The 19,204-nt window shown below is 53.7% G+C and carries 19 protein-coding genes; 11 read left to right on the top strand and 8 right to left on the bottom strand.

What is annotated here, in order from left to right; all coding sequences use genetic code 11:
* The first annotated feature begins 110 nt into the window (after positions 1-110).
* Positions 111-1,100 carry a lysozyme inhibitor LprI family protein gene (locus tag FD428_RS16880; RefSeq protein WP_012133726.1) on the top strand — a complete coding sequence of 330 codons (990 nt, stop codon included), beginning with the start codon at positions 111-113 and terminating at the stop codon, positions 1,098-1,100.
* A gap of 60 nt (positions 1,101-1,160) precedes the next feature.
* On the opposite strand, the gene FD428_RS16875 is transcribed toward FD428_RS16880, so the two are convergent.
* From FD428_RS16875 to FD428_RS16845, 7 genes are read right to left on the bottom strand one after another with little or no spacing between them, the layout of a single operon-like run.
* Positions 1,161-3,257: a flagellar biosynthesis protein FlhA gene (locus FD428_RS16875; protein WP_047458653.1), complete on the bottom strand. Its 2,097-nt coding sequence runs from the start codon at positions 3,255-3,257 to the stop codon at positions 1,161-1,163.
* The gene (gene flhB, locus FD428_RS16870) at positions 3,244-4,377 is read right to left on the bottom strand and encodes a flagellar biosynthesis protein FlhB (RefSeq protein WP_012133724.1); all 1,134 of its coding nucleotides are present in this window, start codon (positions 4,375-4,377) and stop codon (positions 3,244-3,246) included. Before flhB ends, FD428_RS16875 begins: the two co-directional genes overlap by 14 nt.
* Positions 4,377-5,150 (bottom strand): flagellar biosynthetic protein FliR, encoded by a 774-nt coding sequence (gene fliR, locus FD428_RS16865; RefSeq protein ID WP_049009537.1) that lies wholly within the window; start codon positions 5,148-5,150, stop codon positions 4,377-4,379. Before fliR ends, flhB begins: the two co-directional genes overlap by 1 nt.
* 6 nt (positions 5,151-5,156) lie before the next feature.
* A complete protein-coding gene (fliQ, locus tag FD428_RS16860; RefSeq protein ID WP_012133722.1) occupies positions 5,157-5,429 on the bottom strand; it encodes a flagellar biosynthesis protein FliQ in 273 nt (90 codons plus the stop codon).
* A gap of 2 nt (positions 5,430-5,431) precedes the next feature.
* Positions 5,432-6,184 (bottom strand): flagellar type III secretion system pore protein FliP, encoded by a 753-nt coding sequence (gene fliP, locus FD428_RS16855; protein WP_047458650.1) that lies wholly within the window; start codon positions 6,182-6,184, stop codon positions 5,432-5,434.
* Positions 6,181-6,579: a flagellar motor switch protein FliN gene (gene fliN / locus FD428_RS16850; RefSeq protein ID WP_012133720.1), complete on the bottom strand. Its 399-nt coding sequence runs from the start codon at positions 6,577-6,579 to the stop codon at positions 6,181-6,183. Before fliN ends, fliP begins: the two co-directional genes overlap by 4 nt.
* A complete protein-coding gene (locus FD428_RS16845; protein WP_223849117.1) occupies positions 6,572-7,345 on the bottom strand; it encodes a FliM/FliN family flagellar motor switch protein in 774 nt (257 codons plus the stop codon). Before FD428_RS16845 ends, fliN begins: the two co-directional genes overlap by 8 nt.
* 621 nt (positions 7,346-7,966) lie before the next feature.
* Between FD428_RS16845 and FD428_RS16840 the strand changes: the two genes are divergently transcribed.
* The 10 genes from FD428_RS16840 (at position 7,967) to FD428_RS16795 (ending at position 18,017) form a co-directional block, all read left to right on the top strand.
* Positions 7,967-8,998 (top strand): sigma-54-dependent Fis family transcriptional regulator, encoded by a 1,032-nt coding sequence (locus tag FD428_RS16840; RefSeq protein WP_101743927.1) that lies wholly within the window; start codon positions 7,967-7,969, stop codon positions 8,996-8,998.
* A gap of 19 nt (positions 8,999-9,017) precedes the next feature.
* Complete coding sequence (locus FD428_RS16835; RefSeq protein WP_047458644.1) at positions 9,018-9,386, top strand: flagellar hook-basal body complex protein FliE; 369 nt, start codon at positions 9,018-9,020, stop codon at positions 9,384-9,386.
* 10 nt (positions 9,387-9,396) lie between these two features.
* A complete protein-coding gene (gene fliF / locus FD428_RS16830; protein ID WP_114847675.1) occupies positions 9,397-11,079 on the top strand; it encodes a flagellar basal-body MS-ring/collar protein FliF in 1,683 nt (560 codons plus the stop codon).
* A complete protein-coding gene (locus FD428_RS16825) occupies positions 11,051-12,088 on the top strand; it encodes a flagellar motor switch protein FliG (protein ID WP_012133715.1) in 1,038 nt (345 codons plus the stop codon). Before fliF ends, FD428_RS16825 begins: the two co-directional genes overlap by 29 nt.
* A 3-nt stretch (positions 12,089-12,091) precedes the next feature.
* Positions 12,092-12,850, top strand: a complete 759-nt coding sequence (gene fliH / locus FD428_RS16820) for a flagellar assembly protein FliH (RefSeq protein ID WP_049009546.1) — start codon at positions 12,092-12,094, stop codon at positions 12,848-12,850.
* Positions 12,837-14,156 (top strand): flagellar protein export ATPase FliI, encoded by a 1,320-nt coding sequence (gene fliI / locus FD428_RS16815; RefSeq protein WP_058668664.1) that lies wholly within the window; start codon positions 12,837-12,839, stop codon positions 14,154-14,156. Before fliH ends, fliI begins: the two co-directional genes overlap by 14 nt.
* A 6-nt stretch (positions 14,157-14,162) precedes the next feature.
* Positions 14,163-14,606, top strand: coding sequence for a flagellar export protein FliJ (gene fliJ, locus FD428_RS16810; RefSeq protein ID WP_049009295.1), 444 nt, complete (start codon positions 14,163-14,165; stop codon positions 14,604-14,606).
* A gap of 4 nt (positions 14,607-14,610) precedes the next feature.
* Positions 14,611-16,044: a glycosyltransferase gene (locus tag FD428_RS16805; RefSeq protein ID WP_024130631.1), complete on the top strand. Its 1,434-nt coding sequence runs from the start codon at positions 14,611-14,613 to the stop codon at positions 16,042-16,044.
* 33 nt (positions 16,045-16,077) lie between these two features.
* Positions 16,078-17,019: a hypothetical protein gene (locus tag FD428_RS16800; RefSeq protein ID WP_071259990.1), complete on the top strand. Its 942-nt coding sequence runs from the start codon at positions 16,078-16,080 to the stop codon at positions 17,017-17,019.
* Between the two features lie 110 nt (positions 17,020-17,129).
* Complete coding sequence (locus FD428_RS16795) at positions 17,130-18,017, top strand: glycosyltransferase family 9 protein (protein WP_160117727.1); 888 nt, start codon at positions 17,130-17,132, stop codon at positions 18,015-18,017.
* A 99-nt stretch (positions 18,018-18,116) separates the two neighbouring features.
* Here the strand turns inward: FD428_RS16795 and FD428_RS16790 are convergent, their stop codons facing one another.
* Positions 18,117-19,190, bottom strand: a complete 1,074-nt coding sequence (locus FD428_RS16790) for a glycosyltransferase (protein WP_114847677.1) — start codon at positions 19,188-19,190, stop codon at positions 18,117-18,119.
* Positions 19,191-19,204 lie beyond the last annotated feature (14 nt).

The raw sequence follows: 19,204 nt of genomic DNA, 5'->3' as shown, positions 1-19,204 counted from the left end.
TTAAATCAGGGAGGTGATTATTCATAATGTGAATAAAATCTTGTGACTTATTGCAAATAAAACATAATTTAGCCAAAATAAGCCCCTGTATTGGTTAAAGATTATTCATAATGATTGGTCGCCTGATTAACTGTCTGATACTCCTTGTGTCATTCTCCGCTGCCAGCGCTTATGCGGTTAACTGTCAGCGTGCTTCTATGCCTTTAGAAAACACCATTTGTAACAACGACAATCTTCATTGGCTGGACAGCACGATGACGGTTATCTATCACACGATGTTGGTCAGAAACCCTTCTCAACAGGTTCACAAGAAGTACCAGGAATGGGAAAAGTCGCTACAGGCGTGTACCTCCGACAGCTGCATTGAGCGCGCCTACTATCAGGGCATCAGTTCTATTTCAGACGTTGCCCCGGATTTTGACTGGGAAGGGCTGTGGTGGAACACCAGTGTGTCCAATTTAAGTGGCGGAATGATCCAGTTCAGCCGGAGCGCGGAATGGTCAGTCACGACGGATATTCGCGTCTGGTCGGGATTGAATAAAGATGAGTTTACGGCTGAAGCCCGAAAACTGTACGGCATGGCGCTGGTCGAACGTATTGCCGATACCAGTAATTGCAAACTGCTGTTTATCCCCCGTAAAAGCGGCGCGCTTCAGGTCTACAGCAACGCGGACTGGGGATGCCGGATTTCGATGCCGACGGGGGCATTTATTGATGGGCGTTATCTGCGCTCGGATCACGATCCTCGCCCGAAGGCGACGCTGTACTCGCTGGGAATTTTCTCCGACCCCAAAATGGATGAGCGCTTCCGCGCGCTGGTGGGGGATGATTACCAGAAGTTTGTGGATACCGCCAACGTTTACATTTATCAGGATGATATAGATAACATCGGCGCAACGGTCGTCTCTATGTGGGTGCGTGGCGCGGCGAACAACCATACGGCCATTATTATGTACACGCAAAGCAATATCTGGGCGGCGAGGGTAGAACGCGACAGCGCCGGAAAAATGCAGTTGTACTACTTCAGCACCAGAGGTAACGATATCAAGAAAATGCCGCGTACGCTCGCTGGCTGGAAACTGCGTTACCTGGATCAATAAAACCTGTCGTTATGGGAAAGGAGATCGTCATCGCGATCTCCTTTGTCGATCTCCTGCCGGTTATGCCAGCGTCCCTACGACGTTCAGATCCGCGTCATCCGGTACTTCATTATAAGAAAGAATATGCAGCCCGCTGGCGAACAGTCGGCCATAGCGGGAGATCACCGGACGTAGCTGCGGCGTTACCAGCAGCAGTGGCGGCAGCCCTTTCGCCTTCATCTGCTCGTAAATCATCGGCATTGTCGTCTGCAACTGGGTCAGAATGTTCGGATCGACAGGGAAGCTATCCAGCGCCACTTTTCCGGCCTGCTGCGCCTGGTTGAGCGCGCCCAGCAGCATATTCTCCAGTTGGCTGTCGATGGTGTAGGCCGCGAGTTGTTGACGATCGCCGTTAATGGTGTGAACGATGGCGCGGCGCAGAGCATAGCGCACGTCGGAGGTCAGCAGCACGGGATCTTTCGTCACGGTGACGCTTTCCAGCAATGTGGACGCGATGGTGACGATATCCTTCAGTGAAATCTGCTCCAGCAATAACTGACGATAAATGCGCAGCAGCAGACTGTAGCTAAACGCGGCATTTAAATCCTCCGCCAGCTTTGGTGCCTGGAGCGCCAGGCGCGCATGCAGGTGGGTAATATCGTCATAGTTAAACAGATCTGGCAGATGTTCGCGGGCGACCTTGTTGACGTGCGTCGCCACCACGCTCGCGCAGTCAACCACCTGATAACCAAGATTCAGCGCTTTCGCCTTTTGTTCCGGGTCGATCCAGACAATTGCCATGCCGTAAGCGGGGTCGGTATCCAGTATGCCGTTGATCTCCCCGTACAATTCAGTGCCGGGAATCGCCATCAGTTTTTCAGCCTGGACTTCGCCGATCGCGGTACGAATGCCGTTGATATGAATCGCGTATTGCGCCGGTTTCAGGCGGAAGTTTTCCCGGATGCGGATCTCCGGCAGCAGTACGCCGCAGTGCTCGGAAATGACCTGGCGAACGCCGCGTATACGTTGTGACAACGGACTGCCCTTCGACTCATCCACCAGCGTGACCAGTTTATAGCCGAGATTCAGGCCAATGGGCTCCACCAATGGAATGCTTTCCCAGGAAACGCCTGGCGTCGCATCCGGCGCGATGGCTTCGGTGATGGCCTCCATATCCGTCTCTTCCTGGGCGGGCTGCACCGCTTTGCTCTGCCGCCAGGCGGCAAACAGCAGCAGGGCGGTGAAGCTCAGGAAGGCAATGTGCGGCATTCCCGGCACAATCGCGAGAATAAACATCACGAAAGCGGCGGTATAGAGCACCTTCGGGCGAGAGAGAAGCTGGATTTTAATCTCATCGCTGACGTCATTGCCTTCGCTGACGCGGGTCACGATAATCGCTGCGGCAGTCGCCAGCAGCAGCGACGGGATCTGGGCGACCAGACCGTCACCAATGGTCAGCAGAACGTACTGGCGGAACGCGTGGCTGGCATCGAGATCGTATTTAAAAATACCGATACAGATACCGCCGATCACGTTGATGATCAGCACCATGATCCCGGCGATGGCGTCACCGCGAACAAACTTCGACGCGCCGTCCATCGCACCGTAGAAGTCTGCTTCTTTCGATACTTCCTGTCGGCGGTTTCGGGCCTGCTGCTGGTTAATCAGACCCGCGTTCAGATCGGCGTCGATAGCCATCTGTTTGCCCGGCAGCGCATCCAGGGTAAAGCGCGCGGAAACCTCGGAAATACGTTCCGCCCCTTTGGTGACTACCACGAAGTTGATGATCATCAGGATGATAAACACCACGAAACCGACGACGAAATCGCCGCCGATGACCACCTGACCAAAGGCTTCAATGACCTTACCCGCCGCGCCTTCGCCTTCATGACCGTGCAGCAACACCACGCGGGTAGAGGCGACGTTCAGCGTCAGACGCATTAACGTCGTGATCAGCAACAGCGTCGGGAAAATCGCAAAGTCCAGCGGACGCTGCATATTCACCGATACCAGCAGCACGATGACCGCCAGGACGATATTAAAGGTAAACAGAATATCCAGCATCAGCGGCGACAACGGCAGAATAACCATTGCCAGCACGCAGAGAAGCAGAATAGGCACGCCGACTTGCCCCTGACGGAGCACGCTCAGCGCGTTGCGCAATTTACTGTTCGCCATTGGCTTTCAGTACCTCTTGAGGAATGTTGATTTGCCTGTTCAGGCGGGGCTTTTGTTCCACGTTGCCTTCGCGCCAGGATTTTAATTGCATGACGTAGGTCAGTACGTGGGCAATCGCGCGGAAAAGCTGCGTGGGAATCTGTTGGTTAACGCGGGTGGTGTAATAAACTGCCCGCGCCAGCGGCGGAAATTCCACCACCTCGATATTGTGATTAGCGCCCACTTCACGGATCCAGAGCGCAACATCGTCGATTCCTTTAGCAACGATGTAAGGGGCTTCGGCACGCTGTGGATCATATTTCAGCGCAACGGCGTAATGCGTCGGGTTGGTGATGATAACGTCTGCCGTTGGTACGGTTCGTGCGATTTGCCCCATCGCCATCTGACGCTGAAGCTGGCGGATGCGTCCTTTAATCTGTGGATTACCGTCATTGTTTTTATACTCTTCTTTCACTTCCTGTTTGGTCATGCGCATTTTTTTGGTGAACATGAACTTACTGAGCGGTACATCCAGCAGGGCGAAAATGACGATAACGGCGATGAAGTAGCTGAAGACGTGACGAAAAATGGCAAACCCTTGTCCGATCGCCTGACGAAGATAAAGCTGTTGCAGGTGCAGCAGAGCGTGCATGGAGTCATGCACCATCATGTACAACACGGTAAGAATAATGCCGCACTTGAGCAGCATCTTGCCGACTTCCGTGTAGTGGCTGGCGGAAAACATCCGCTTGATGCCGCTAATGGGGCTGAGCTTTTTAAAATCCGGCTTCAGTTTTGTGGGGGTAAAAATCCAGCCGCCAGGCACCAGGCTTGCCACTATGCAGCACAGCGGAATCGGAATCAGCGTTGCGATAAAGCGCAGTACAACCCAGACGTTCAGCAGCATAAACTGATTCAGCGCCGTGGGATCGTCGAGCCTGCCCGCCATTTCACCGACAGCGGCAAACGATTCACGGATTAACTGCTGATAATAGGGCAGAAATGCGGCGAGGGTGAAAAACGACGCCAGCAGTCCCGCCGCCATCGTCAGATCTTTTGAGCGCGGGAGGTCGCCTTTTTCACGCGCTTTGCGCAGTTTTCCGGGGGTGGGTTTTTCGCTTTTGTCGCCGCTGGAGGACATTACGGCACCCTTATGGCGTCGAGCTTCGCCAGTATTTCATTGGTGAGATTGAGATAGTGATCAGGAATGTTGGTCACCATCATCGAGATACAGAGCAACCCAAACAGCATACTGATCGGAAAACCCAGCGAGAAAAGGTTCAGCGTCGGTGAAACGCGGTTTAACAGGCCAAATCCGCCCTGCACAATCAGCATGACGAACGTCGTTGGCAGCGCGATAAGCGTCGCGGATGCCATAATCCAGCCCAGTCCCTGAACAATCAGCGTCAGCGTTGGCTGGTTAATCGCCTGACCAATAGGCCAGTAGCTAAAGCCTTTGAACAGAATCGTGACCAGCAGCAGGTGCCCATCCATGATGAAAAAGAGCAGTGCGCAGAAAACATAAATGATCTGCGAAATCACCGTAGTGGAGCTGCCGTTGACCGGGTCGTTCATCATCGCCATCCCCAGCCCCATGTTCATCGACAGAATATGCCCGGCGGTTTGCAGCGTGACAAAGACGAGCTGGAGCGCCATGCCGAACAGGAATCCCCACAGGAGCTGCTCGCCGATCAGCAAGACGGTGCGCATCGAAAGCAGTTCGCTGAGCACAACATTATTGGGCAGCATAGGGGTGATAATGATCGACAGCGCCAGCGCTGCGGCAATCTTAATGCGACGGGAAAAAGCCCGGTTGTCCAGCACGGGCGCGAACTGCAAAAACGCCAGGATGCGGAAAAAGGGCAGCACCAGAGCCATCAGCGGCGTGAACAGCGCCTGTATATCGATTCCCATCGCCGCTTAACCGACCAGCGCCGCCGCCTGGTGAAAGATCTGGATCGTAAAATCCACCAGTTGCGTCAGCATCCACTTACCGGCGAAGATCAGCACGCCCAGGGTGACGACCAGTCGCGGCAGAAAGCTCAGCGTCTGTTCGTTAATTTGCGTGGTGGCCTGAAAAATACTGACGCACAGCCCGACAATCAGGCTGGGAATAATGGCGACGGCGGAAATCAGCAGCACCAGATGGATGCCGGTCGCCATGATGTCGCCTGCCGTGTCCATGTTCATCATCGCTAAAGACCCTGAACGCTGGAGGCCAGCGTACCGACGATCAATGTCCAGCCATCGCACAGGACGAACAGCATCAGCTTAAAGGGCAGCGAGACGATCAGCGGCGAGAGCATCATCATCCCCATTGCCATCAAGATACTGGCGACAATCAGGTCGATCACCAGGAAGGGGATATAGATCATAAAGCCGATCTGGAAGGCGGTTTTCAGTTCGCTCAGCAGATAGGCCGGAGTCACGATCGTGAGATCCTGCTCGCGCGCATCGCCCTCGATCCCGGCGATGCTCATCATTTGCGCCATCGCTTTATTGTTCGTCTGGGCCAGCATGTAGTTCTTCAGCGGCACTTCCGCCTTCGCCAGCGCCTGTTTCAGCGTGATTTCATCTTTTTGAAAAGGGTCAATGGCGTCAGTATAAATCGTGGTCCAGACCGGGCGCATCACCAGCAATGTCAGCGCCAGCGCAATCCCGGTAAGAATTTTATTGGGTGGACTTTGTTGCAGCCCGAGCGCCTGGCGCAGAATCGCCAGAACGATAATGAAGCGGGTGAAACAGGTCATCATCAGCACCATGATCGGCAATAAGCCGAGCAGGGTCATCAGGATCAGGATCTCAATTTTAACGTTGTAATCCTGACCTGCGCCGTTGGCGGCGGTGCTAAAGAGGGTAATGTCGCCATTTGCAGCCAGTGCCGGTTGTGCGACAAGCAGACCCAGGAGCAGCAGAGCGATGCCGCTTCTGTTAAACAAGCGGTTCATCGCGTGAGCTCACCGAGTTCTTTGGCGTTGAATTCAATGATTCGCAGGCCGTATTTATCGTTGAGCACCACCACTTCTGCTTTACCAAACAGAATGCCATTCACTTTAATGTCCAGCGGCTCGCCCGCCATCTTGTCCAGTTCGACCACCGAATCGCTGTTGACTGACATTAATTCAGCAAGCGAGATATTTACGGAAGCGACTTCCAGCGTCAGCGTCACGGGAATGCGGCTAAACAGCGCCATTTTACGGATATCCGTCATCGCGGTGTTGCGCGTTTCAGGCTGCAAATCCAGGCGGATATTCCCTTCGACGGTGTCTTCCTGCGTCATATCGCTAAGGTTCAGGTCATCCAGGTCAAGAGACTGGCTTAGCTCGTGTTGCAAATCACTCATATTGCTTCTCGGTTGTCTTATCATAGATATCGCACAAAAACAGCTTGCTACGATCTTCAACGATAGCAGCCTCAAAAATCTGTTCTTTGCCGATAAATACCGGTAAAGGTTCGTTAATGGCGATGGGGATGATATCCCCGGGTTTAATATCGGAAATCTGGGCGACGGTCAGGTTCAGGCTGGCCAGACGCCCGCTCAGTTTTAACGGCAGACTGTCGAACAACCGTTCTATCTGCGCAGGGCTCAGGGGCACGCTTTTCACGGCGCGGCTATCGGCCGCATCTGGCGAACGGAGTATCGCCAGCATCTGATCAACATGGTGGTGATCGAGCAGAATGGTAAAAGAGCCGTGATCGTACCCTTCGAGGGTAAAGGTAATGCACCAGGACCAGTGGCTAATGACCGTTGAATAATCGACCTTAATATCGAGATTTTCGCCAAAGGTTTCTTTGCAAATCACCAGTTGCGTGAGTTCCTGACCCAGTTTACTTCTCAGGCGTTCTTCTGTTTTTGTCACGCGCAACGATTCATCTGGCGCAACATGGCTGCTGTCTTTACTTAAACCGTAATAATCATGAAGGATGTTCAGCAATAAGATGCGATCAATAACAAAGGCGACATTTCCGTAAGGCGTCGAAAAAACCTGCGCATTCTTATATTGCTGGTCGATTGCGAAGGTCATCGACTTCAACGCGGCATTAACACGGAGTTTCTTCAGAAAATAAATGCTCAGGCGTGCATCAAGTATGTCAAAACTGTCATTCATCAACTTGGGTAACTTGTGCCACGGCCGACCGAGTTTACTGGTGTCGAGCTTTACCAGAGAAGGTAAATCCTTTCTCTGATGAATTCTGACTCGCTGTGATGCAGGGTTCATGATTATTCCGGGTTACCAAAAGTTTAGATGAAAAATAACGCCACTTTTTGGTTGTTGTGTAGCGTGAACCGTAAAATTTCCTGGAGGTATTTGAGTTTTAAAAATTATGTGTCGCTCTTGAACAACACAGAAGAAACGTCGCTGTCGAAAACTCTCACACATTACGTCAGGATGTAGATTAGACAATCTTAACCCTGCTATTGCAAGCATCCAGGGGTTATTAATCCATTATTTCTCTAGGAATTTTCTCATTAATAACTTTTTTAATTTATTGATTTTTATAGATTAATATTTTAATACCCATTAAAAACAAGACAATTCTTATTCGCTACGTATACTGCCTTTACTTTATGAAAGTTGCCTGATTCATGAGTTAAAAAAACTGTTTATTTTTATTAACATCTTATAAAAACCCATTAACAAACTGGGTTTGTGATGTTTTTAAAAGATGCTTTGAATAATGGCTGAACAGCATATTTCTTATTTTGTTTTTTCTGTTGGTACACCTAAATGAGTATTATCATTGAATGCGAAGATCGTAATAGAAATGGCTTTATCGCCGTTTCTCCTGCCAGCGTTAGCGTAATGTCGTTAGCGCGTCGCGTTGCTAAGTATAATGTATCAGTACTGATTACGGGCGAAACGGGAACAGGGAAAGAGTGTATCGCCAAATACATTCACGAGAATGCCTGCGGCAGTGACGCCCCGTATGTCGGCGTTAACTGTGCAGCTATTCCAGAGAGTATGCTGGAAGCCATTTTATTTGGTTACGAGAAAGGCGCGTTTACCGGCGCTGTTGCGAGCGTTGCCGGTAAATTTGAGCAGGCTAATGGCGGCACGCTGCTGCTTGATGAGATTGGCGATATGCCGTTGGCGTTGCAGGCAAAATTACTGCGCGTATTGCAAGAGCAGGAAGTTGAACGTCTGGGAAGCCATAAGCGTATTCCGTTGGATATTCGCCTGATCGCTTCTACAAATAAAGATTTGCAGCAGGAAATTGCCGAAGGCCGTTTCCGCCAGGATCTTTTCTACCGTATTTCCGTCGTGCCTATTCATATTACGCCGCTGCGTGAACGCAGGCAGGACATCCTGCCATTGGCCCAGCGTTTTATCACTAAATACCGCGCTTTTCATAAAGGCGATCTGCGTCTGAGCGATGAGGCGCGTACCGTTCTGCTCAGATACGACTGGCCGGGTAATGTCCGTGAACTGGAGAATGTGATTCAGCGCGGCATGATTTTGTGCAACGGCGAAGAGATTCACGCCGCCGACTTTGGCCTGGCCGTTCGCGCTTCCCAGCCTGAAGCGCCGGTTATCGAAATGATGCCTGCCTATCGCGAGCAGGAGACGGGCAACCCGTCGATCCGCGATGTCAAACTGCACGGACGGCTGGCGGAATACCAGTACATCATCGATCTGCTTAAACGCCATAAAGGCAACAAATCCAAAACCGCAGAGTTTTTAGGCATCACCCCACGCGCTCTACGTTATCGTCTCGCCTCCATGCGCGACGAGGGTATTGATATTGAATGTTATTCCTGAGGCCAGGAAGGATTGATGAATGGATAAGATTACTGCCGCAGGCATTAACACGACACACCAGGCGTTGCTGAACAGAATGCAGCAAACCGCTTCATTAGCGTCAGCCGGTTCGGTTGACGCCTCTTTAACTATCGCTCCCGCCAGTAACGCGTTTGGCGTCAGTGAACCGATTTCCTTTGCGGGCGCGCTGAATAACGCTATCGATAACGTCGATGCGATTCAACACAGCGCAGGCGCAAAGCAAAAAGCGATTGATATGGGGCTGAGCGACGACTTAGCCGGTGCGATGATCGAAAGTCAGAAAGCCAGCGTGGCTTTTTCGGCCATGATGCAGGTGCGTAATAAGCTCACCACGGCACTGGACGAAGTAATGAATATTCCGCTCTAAGGTTTTAACCGTGCTTACTAAGATTAAAAGTCGTCTCCCTTCCGTGTCGGTGCCATCCGGTCTGAATAAGCCCCAGCTCATGGCGATTGTGGGCGGCGTGGTGCTGGCGGCCGCGATTATTCTGTCGCTGTGGAACCGCAATCAGGGTTATGTCGCGCTCTATGGTTCGCAGGAACATCTGCCGGTGTCACAGGTGGTGGACGTTCTGGGGGCAGAAAACATCGCTTACCGCATTAACCCGGACAATGGCCAGATTCTGGTGAGCGAAAGCAAACTGCCGCAGGCGCGAATGGCGCTGGCGGCAAAAGGCATCAGCGCGGCGACGCCCGATGGCTACGAGTTGATGGACAAAGAAGAGATGCTCGGCAGCAGCCAGTTTATTCAGAATGTCCGTTACAAACGTAGCCTGGAAGGGGAACTGGCGAAGAGCATCATGGCGCTGGACCCCGTGGAAAACGCGCGCGTCCATCTTGGGCTTAACGAGTCCAGCTCCTTTGTATTGACCAACAAACCGACCAGCAGCGCATCGGTCATGGTGCAACTGCACTATGGCAGAAAACTGGATGAGCAGCAGGTCGCTTCTGTCATTCAACTGGTGGCCGGAAGCGTACCGGGTATGCAGCCTGGCGCGGTGCGGGTGGTCGATCAGAGCGGTAATTTGTTGTCTGACGGCATCGAAGGCCCAGATGGCGGCATGGCGAGCAAGCGCATGGGCGATGACGTCATGCAGCGCATTCGCGAGGATACCACGAAAAATATCACCAGCCTGCTGACGTCGTTAGTGGGGCCGGGCAACTTCCGTATCAGCGTCGCGCCGACCGTAGATTTAAGCCGTGTGGAAGAGACTCAGGAACGGCTGGGTAAAGATCCGCGCGTCAGCGATGAACAACTGAGCCAGGAAAACACCACCAATGAAATGGCGTTTGGCATTCCCGGCTCGCTGAGTAACCGTCCGGTCAACCCGACGCCGCAGGCTCCCGCCAACCCGGCGGAGGGCAATCCGCCCGCTGCAAACGCCGCGAATAACACCGACCCGCGCTCGCTTTCCAGCCGCAGCCAGGAACAGCGTAAATACGCGTTTGATCGTGATATTCGCCATATCCGCCACCCGGGTTACAAGCTGGAAAAACTGAGTGTCGCGGTGGTGCTGAACCAGGCCGCTCCTGCGCTGGCGAAAATTACGCCGGAACAACTGACGTCGATGACGCGCCTGGTGGAAAGCGCGGCGGGTATCGAAAAAGCGCGCGGCGATGCCTTAACGCTGGATGTTCTGACCTTCACGGCCCCGGCAGACGATGTCATGCCAGACCTGAAATGGTGGCAGGACCCTTCCATGCAGTACTGGGGACAGAATGGCGGAATTGGGCTGCTGGCCTTGCTGACATTGCTGTTTGGCGTTCGCCCGCTGGTACAGCGCTTTGGACGTCGCGACCCGATCACCCTTGATGGCGAGGCGACGAAGAAAGAGCTGGAAGCGCCTGACAATGGGGTGGTGATGAACGATGACGAGTTCGCCAGCCTGTCGAAAGCGGCGTTCAACAATAATGAAGATCTGCTGCCGCCGCAAAGCTCCGGCCTGGAAGCCAAAGTGGAATTCCTCCAGCTGTTGGCCCAGAGCGAAACCGAGCGCGTAGCAGAAGTACTGAAACAATGGATCAACAGCAATGACCGAAGCAACAGTAAGCCGGAATGATAAAAACCACTCAGCCTCAGCCGGGCGTAGCCGTCTGGAGCAGGCGGCGATCCTGCTGATGAGCGTAGGCGAAGAGGCCGCCGCGCAGGTGATGCAGAAGCTGAACCGCGAAGAGGTTATGTTGTTGAGCGAAACGATGGCGCGTCTCCATGATGTGAAGGTGCATCAGGCGCGTCTGGCAATGAACAATTTTTTCTCTGATTACCGTGAACAAAGCGGGATCAACGGCGCCTCACGCACGTATCTGCGCAGCATTCTGGAAAAAGCGTTGGGCGGTGAGATTGCCCGCAGCGTGATCAACGGTATCTACGGCGATGAAATTCGCTACCGTATGGCACGCCTGCAATGGGTCGATATCCCACAGCTGGCGGCATTGATTGAGCAGGAACATCTCCAGCTCCAGGCCGTTTTTCTCGCCTTCCTGCCGCCGGATATTGCCGCCAGCGTGTTAAGCGTTCTGCCGCAAGAACGGCAGGATGAAATTATCTATCGCGTCGCGCGTCTGGACGACATCAACCGTGACGTTATCGACGAACTGGACAGACTGATCGATCGCGGCGTCGCGGTGCTTTCCGAGCATGGTTCAAAAGTGATTGGCCTCAAACATGCCGCCAACATCGTTAACCGTATCCCCAGCAATCAGCAACAGCTGCTGGATCAACTGCGCGAGCGCGACGAGAAAGTGGTCGAAGATCTGAAAGACGAGATGTACGAGTTCTACATTCTCAGTCGTCAGACGCCGGTGACGTTGCAGCGTCTGATGGATGAAATCCCGATCGAAGAGTGGGCGGTAGCCCTGAAAGGGACGGAGCCGGTTCTGCGTCAGGCCATCTTTAACGTGATGCCGAAACGCCAGGTCACGCTGCTGCAAAGCACCACAACCCGCCTGGGGCCAGTGCCGATCAGCCGTATAGAGCAGGTGCGCAAAGAGATCATGCAGGTTGTGCGCCAGCTGGCTGAAGAAGGTGAAATTCAGGTGCAACTGTTTGCCGAGCAGACGGTGGAGTAAACCATGTTCAAGAAACGGAGTTTACCGCTGGATGCCCTGACCGCCAGCCGCCAGGCGGTGGTTAAGCCGCGCTTATACCGCTTCCCGCCCCTGCGTAATCGCAGGATGCCTGCCGGTGTTGTCGCTGATGAAGACGCCGCACCGACGCTGGACCCCGCCGACTACCAGTTACAGGTAAAAGAGGGGTTCCAGGAAGGGATGAACCGGGGGTTTGCCCAGGGGATGGAAGAAGGCCGGGAAGAGGGCTACCAGGAAGGCATTCGTCTTGGTTTTGACGAAGGGATGCGCAAAGGGCTGATTGAAGGTAAACAGCAGGCGCGTCAACAGTTCCTGGACGCCGCCGCCCCGTTTGAGCGCCTGACCGCAGAGGTGCAGAACTACCTGGAGCGTTACGAGCAGCGTCGCCGCGAAGAGTTGCTGCAACTGGTGGAAAAAGTGACCCGTCAGGTGATCCGCTGTGAACTGGCGTTGCACCCGACGCAACTGCTGGCGCTGGTGGAAGAGGCGTTGACCAGCCTGCCGCATCAGCCGGAGCAGGTGCGTGTTCAGCTGAACAGCGAAGAATTTATGCGCATCAGCGAGGCCGAACCGGAGAAAGCGCGTGAGTGGGGACTGGTTGCCGATCCTTCTCTGGAGCCGGGAGAGTGCCGCGTTATCACCGATACCACGGAGATGGATGTGGGCTGTCAGCACCGTCTCGATCAGTGCGTAGATGTACTGAAAAACAGTTTGCTGCCGGAATCGCCGCATGAGCAGCCTTGATTTTGAAGAGGCGCTGCGCTCTATCGAGCAGATCGATCTGGCGCGCGTCGCCGGGAGGTTGGTCAGGGTCAACGGCATTCTGCTGGAGTGCGTCGGTTGTCGTCTGGCGGTAGGGCAGATGTGCCATGTTGAAAGCGTCGATCAGGAGATGATGGATGCGCAGGTGGTTGGCTTTGATCGTGACGTGACCTACCTGATGCCCTTCAAGCATCCCTCTGGCCTGATCGCTGGCGCACGCGTGTTTCCCGCAGGCAAAACTGAAGGGGTTATGATCGGCGATCAGTGGCTGGGACGCGTGGTAAACGGTCTTGGCGAACCTCTTGATAATAAAGGAAAGCTCGGCGGAGATACGCTGTTAGCGCAGCAGCTTCCGCAGGTGCATCCGCTTAAGCGTCAGCCTGTTCATGCGCCGCTGGACGTTGGCGTTCGCGCCATCAACGGCTTGCTGACTATCGGTAAAGGCCAGCGCGTCGGGCTGATGGCGGGCAGCGGCGTCGGTAAAAGCGTTCTGCTCGGCATGATCACGCGTTACACCCGGGCGGAAGTCGTGGTGGTAGGGCTGATCGGCGAGCGAGGCCGTGAAGTCAAAGAGTTTATTGAAAATGCTTTGCAGGCTGAAGGGCTGGCGAAGTCGGTGATTGTCGCCGCGCCAGCGGATGAATCGCCGCTGATGCGCATCAAAGCCACCGAGTTATGCCACACCATTGCTGGCTATTACCGCGATAAAGGGAAAGACGTTCTGCTGCTGGTAGATTCCCTCACGCGTTACGCGATGGCGCAGCGCGAAATCGCCCTGTCGCTTGGCGAACCGCCTGCGACCAAAGGCTATCCGCCGTCGGCGTTTGGGATGATCCCGCGGCTGGTTGAAAGCGCCGGAAACAGCGAAAGCGAGGGATCGATGACCGCGATCTATACGGTGCTGGCGGAAGGGGACGATCAGCAAGATCCGATTGTGGACTGCGCCCGCGCGGTGCTTGACGGGCATATCGTGCTTTCGCGCCACCTTGCCGAGGCCGGGCATTATCCGGCGATTGATGTCGGCCAGTCTATCAGCCGCTGTATGAGTCAGGTGACGGAGCGTGAGCACCAGCTCGCCGCCCGCACGCTGAAACAGCTGTATGCCGAATACCAAAGTATTAAACCGCTGATCCCGCTGGGGGGATACGTTGCAGGCGCCGATCCGCTGGCAGACAGAGCGGTACGTCTTTCGCCCGCGATCAATCAATTCTTACAACAGGAAGTCCAGGATGCCGCGCTGCTTGAGCCGACAATCAGCGATCTGTGCGCCCTGGCGCAGGCAGGGTAATGCACGATGAGCAAACTGATTTCTACGCTTGAGCAACTTCACCTGCTGCGCGCCCGCGCGGTAGAAGACTTAAGCACGAAGCTGGCATCGCAAAACCAGCTGTGCCAACGGTTTGAGAAAAATATCGATACGCTGACGTCACTTGCTGCGGGTCTGGTGTCTCAGAGCGCCAACAGTGCGGCCATGATGATTAACCAGTCGAAATATAAACATAACATTCAACGCATTATCGACTGGCAAAAACAGGAGCAGGCGCTGGCGCACCTGGAAGCGCAAAAAATTCAGGGCAACCTGCTGGCGGAGGCGAAGCGGGAAAAAAGCATTGAGCTGGTTCTCGACGCTAAACGCGCTGACCGGCAGGCTGAAATCAACCGTCGGGAACAGAAAATGACCGATTCGCTCTCTGCCCAGTGCTGGCTGCGTCAACAACGTCTGATTCGTCAACGATAGCGCTATGAAAAGAAACAAACCGGGTTTCCCGCAAACGTCTTCGCGTTCTCTGATGGGGACGCTGATTCACCGTCAGCAGACGGCGCGCGTTCACAGCACGCCGTTCGTTAGCGTCGTCTGCCCGACGTATAACCGACGCGAGTTCCTGCCGTATCTGCTGTATATCTGGCAGTACCAGGACTATCCGGCCGACAAACGCGAACTGATTATTCTGGATGATTCTCCGGTCAGCAATGCCGATCTGATTGAGATGATGACGGACCCGTCGCAGCCCAACGTGCGTTATGTCCACAGTGAAGCGCGTCTGGTATTGGGGCAAAAACGTAACATGCTCAATGCGATGGCGCAGGGAGAGTACATCCTGTGTTTTGACGATGACGATTATTACCCGCCGGATAAAATTTCCTGGCAGGTGGCGCAGATGCAGGCCAGCAACGCGCTGTTCTCCGGCAGCGATCAGATTTATATCTGGTACAGCCATCTGGACAAAATCTATATCACGCACCCTTTCGGGCCGAGACATGCGCTGAACGGCACTTTTGGGTATCACCGCAATTTGTTGAAAAAAAATCGTTATGACGACGATGCGACAAAAGCGGAAGAGACGGGATTCCTGAAAGGCTTTACCACGCCGGTTCACCAGATAGATCCGAAGCGCGCCATTCTCTGTATTTCGCACAGCAGCAATACCTATGACAAAGATTTCATCATGGGCAGCTCCACGCCGGTGGATCTGACGCTGGAAGACATTGTCGATGACGCGAACTTGCTGGCGCACTACCGTCGACTGAGTCATGCGCCGCTGAATGTTCAGGTGAACTGGCAGGCTTTTGAAAAGGTGGCGGTGCTCTACGACCCGGCAAAAGAGGCGGAGCTGGCCCGTCGCTGCGAGGCTTTACTGGATTTTGGCCTGCGCGGCGAACAGATCTGGCCGGTAGCGAAAAACGCGGAGGCGTCGGCGGAACGGGCGGAACTGGCAACGCACTGCCAGGTGCTTGAGCGGGCGCAGAAAGAAGGCTGGAAAAATGTGCTGCTGCTGGATGCCGACGTGCAGTTCGTCAAAAAAGAGAACGCCGTTAACGACATCAACAAGCTGCTGAATGGCCTGAACCAGCTTAACTGGCAGGTGCTTCTGCTCGGCGGGCGCTATGAAAACTTTACGCTCACCCAGTCATTGAAGGGCGTAGCGCGGATCTATAACGCGGGCTGCGGCTGCGCGTATGCCGTTAACGCAGGTTATTACGATGCCCTGCTGGACGCCTATCGCCAGGCGATGGACTACCCGGCAAGCCTGGATCGCTGCTGGGCGGCATTAATGAATAAGGGGGATTTGTGGCTGGGATTCAGCCCGAGCTTTGCCTTCCTGCAACATCACCCGGACCCTAAAAGTGGCGAAATCATCGATTGTACGCACTGGTTTTTCCGTAAACACCGCTAACCGCAGGCCAGAATACGCCTGGAGAGAGCAAACATGGAACTGATAGAACATTACCAACCTGAATTTGTGTCACGCTTTGATGCGCGAGAAACCCCGTGCCAGTGCCCGGCTTGCCAGCATGCGCAGCAAAACTGGCCGCGTATTAGCGTGAAGCTGAAAAACCAGCAGCGTGAAAGTCTGGATATCACCTGTGAAGCGGCGGCCAGAGAGATGCTGCTTAACCCGGAGGCCTTTATCCTGCACACCTCGCAAGGGGAGGCGCAGGGCGAAGATGAGTTATCCGCCTGGAGCGAAACCCTGAACCAGCAATGTATTAACCTGGCGGTACATCCTGCGCTGTCGCTGGAAGGCAGCCTGTATGCGATCGGCGTTTTGCTGAGTAAGGCGCAGCAGTATCTGGACGGCGGCGAGCACGATCCGGCCCTGCTGTCCTCTATGGGAGAGCAACTGGCGATGCTGGCAGAGCAGGGCGTGCTGACACAGCAATTTGCGCTGTTGCCTCCGATTGCTGAAAACCGCATTGCCGCGCTAAAAGAGATGGGCCGGGTACGCCTGAATCTGAATCTGCCGCTGACTGAAAAAATGAGCGTGGCGCTGAAAATGAGCGAGCTGTCGGTGATGCAGCCAGCGCGGCTGGCGGATCGTCTTCAGCAACTGGAATCGCTCTGGTCAACCATTCCACTGTTTGATGAACAGCCGCATATCCTGCGTAATGCGCTGATTTATCAACTGTATAACGATGTATTCCCCGGCATTCAATGCACCAATTACGGTGAGGCGCTACTGGGGCTGGCCAACCAGTTCTTCCAGATCAAAATGCTGTGCGCAATCCGCCGCGAACAGGGAGCGCTGACGCAGGATGATGTCGTGCTGCTGATTAACGCGCTGAAGGGGTGGCAGCAGCAGAATCCGTTCTCCGCGAATGCGGCGCATACCTCTGACTACAGCCTGCTGTGCGGGTTGTCGCTGTTGTAATAAATCATATGGATACTGTTTATTTACATCTTAATGCTGCAATGGGAGATACCCTGTATCTCCTGGCAGCGTGCAGAGCCATCAAAAATAAAACAGGCGCGAGCATCATTATGTTGAGCCAGCCGCACTTTAGCGCGCTGGCGCGGGCATGCCCGCATATCAGCGAGGTCTGGCCGGTGGACTCTCTTAATGCGGAGCAGCATCAATGCATTCAGCGGGCGCAGGCGCAAGGGCGACTCTTTGACTTTACGCATTGGGCCCATGCGCTCAGACCGCTACATATGATCGATGCTTTTCTCGCGCAGGCAGGGCTTGAGGCGTCCGCAGCGGATAAACACCTCGATTTGGTCATTCCAGAATCTGCCCACAGTGCCGTTGACGCGTTCTGGCAGCAACATAAATTAGAGAACGCGCCGGTGTTATTAATGCACCCTAATATTGGGCACCCAAACCGGACCTGGCCGCAAAATAACTGGCATGAGCTGGCGCAAATGTGGCTGCAAACGGGGTGGCAAGTTGTGTTCATTGGGAGCAATAACAACTCTGAGGCGGGAAAATCGATGGCGGAAGCGTATCCGGCCGGGGTTATCAATGCTATTGACCGCTTTTCAGCGCTGGAAACGGTTGCGCTTATGCAGCGAGCGAACATGCTGGTTTCCTGTGATTCAGGGCCGGTCATGCTTGCGGCGGCAACAGATCTCCCTGTGGTAGCCCTCTATTCAACCGTGGCGGCGGAACACCGGTTGCCGTTTCGCCGTGGGGAAGCGGGCTGGCGTTGTATGGGAATTGATCTTGCCTGTAGTCATGGGCCATGTGCGCGTTTGCTAATGAACGATGTCATTTTCACCACCGTGCTTAAACGCCCTTTTGATGTGCCGACGACTCAGGAATTTGCAAACTGGTGCGTTCATAAAACCCCTTTCCGTTGTCTGCGACAATATGAACCGACGATGCTGTATACCCAAATGGTCAGTTTTGTTTTATCGCTCCAGGAATAACGTTATTTCTTGTCGTGTCGGTTCCAGAAGGAATATCTGGTAAAAGCGATTGGCTATGCGGCATAGCCAATCGTATTGCTAAATAGCGTGGTATGAAGACTAAAAACCTTCGGCTAATATTCTTCTTTTGTTCTTTATCGCCAGTTCAATTCTGCCTGATAGCGCGATGAATTCGCTCTCATCAATAATATTGCTGTCGCGAGCAATTTGGTTAATCAAGGCATGCAGCAACACAAGCCCATTCTCTGTTGGCGTGTCTACATACAGTTCATGAAAAATGGATGCCAGATAGTGAATCATCTTCTGTGCGGAAAATAAAGGCAGCGTTTCGGGCAAATTACGGATTATCGCATCCTGATATAGCATACCCGTATATCGGTTTAAACATTGTACGGTTTGGGGATTGCTGATATTTCCGGCCCGGGGAAGCAGCAGTCGGAAGGTATCAAGGATAGCCAGCGCGCGTTTTGCTTTGCTGCTGGAAGTGGTGATTGAGCCGTTACGAATGGTATGGAAATACAGTCTGTCGGCAAGGCACCTTACTTTTGCGTCGGGCACGCTGAGCAGCAATTCGGTGGTGAAGTATTCATCCTCAAAAAACGGTGTCTTAAACCGCATATGAGCATACGTTTTTCGCCGCCAGGCATATCCCCAGACCACAACGGAGTAACCGTGTCCTGTTCGGGCGCGTTCGGTAATGCAGTGATTAAAGAACGTTTCGGCATGAAATGTTTTATTAATCAGATTACGCGGCCGTTGATAATACCCGGAAACCATATTGTTGCTGATATGGTGCAGGTGAAATTCCAGATGGGTGGAGAAAAACAGGACATCCAGGTGATGCTTTTCCATTTCGCGCACAATGGTTTCGATACCATCCGAAGCGATATGATCGTCAGAGTCCAGGCAATAAATATATTCACCTGATGCGCTTGCTAACGCGGCGTTGCGGGCCTCGGCAAGTCCTCTGTTTTCCTGGTCAACAATACGCATACCCGGCAGACGGTTCTGATAACGCGCCAGAATATCCCGGGAGTTATCTGTCGAACCGTCATTAACCGCGATAATTTCCAGATGCCGCCAGGTCTGTGCAACGAGTGAATCAAGGCAGCGCTCAAGGTATGCGCTGACATTGTAGACCGGCAAAATAATCGATACGACAGGGTGATTCATTGGCTACTCTCCCT

It is taken from the genome of Citrobacter sp. TBCP-5362 (genome assembly GCF_005406305.1).
Taxonomy (GTDB): Bacteria; Pseudomonadota; Gammaproteobacteria; order Enterobacterales; family Enterobacteriaceae; genus Citrobacter_B; species Citrobacter_B koseri.
Note: the sequence above shows the minus strand (reverse complement) of the source record. Positions and strands in the feature narration are given on the sequence as shown.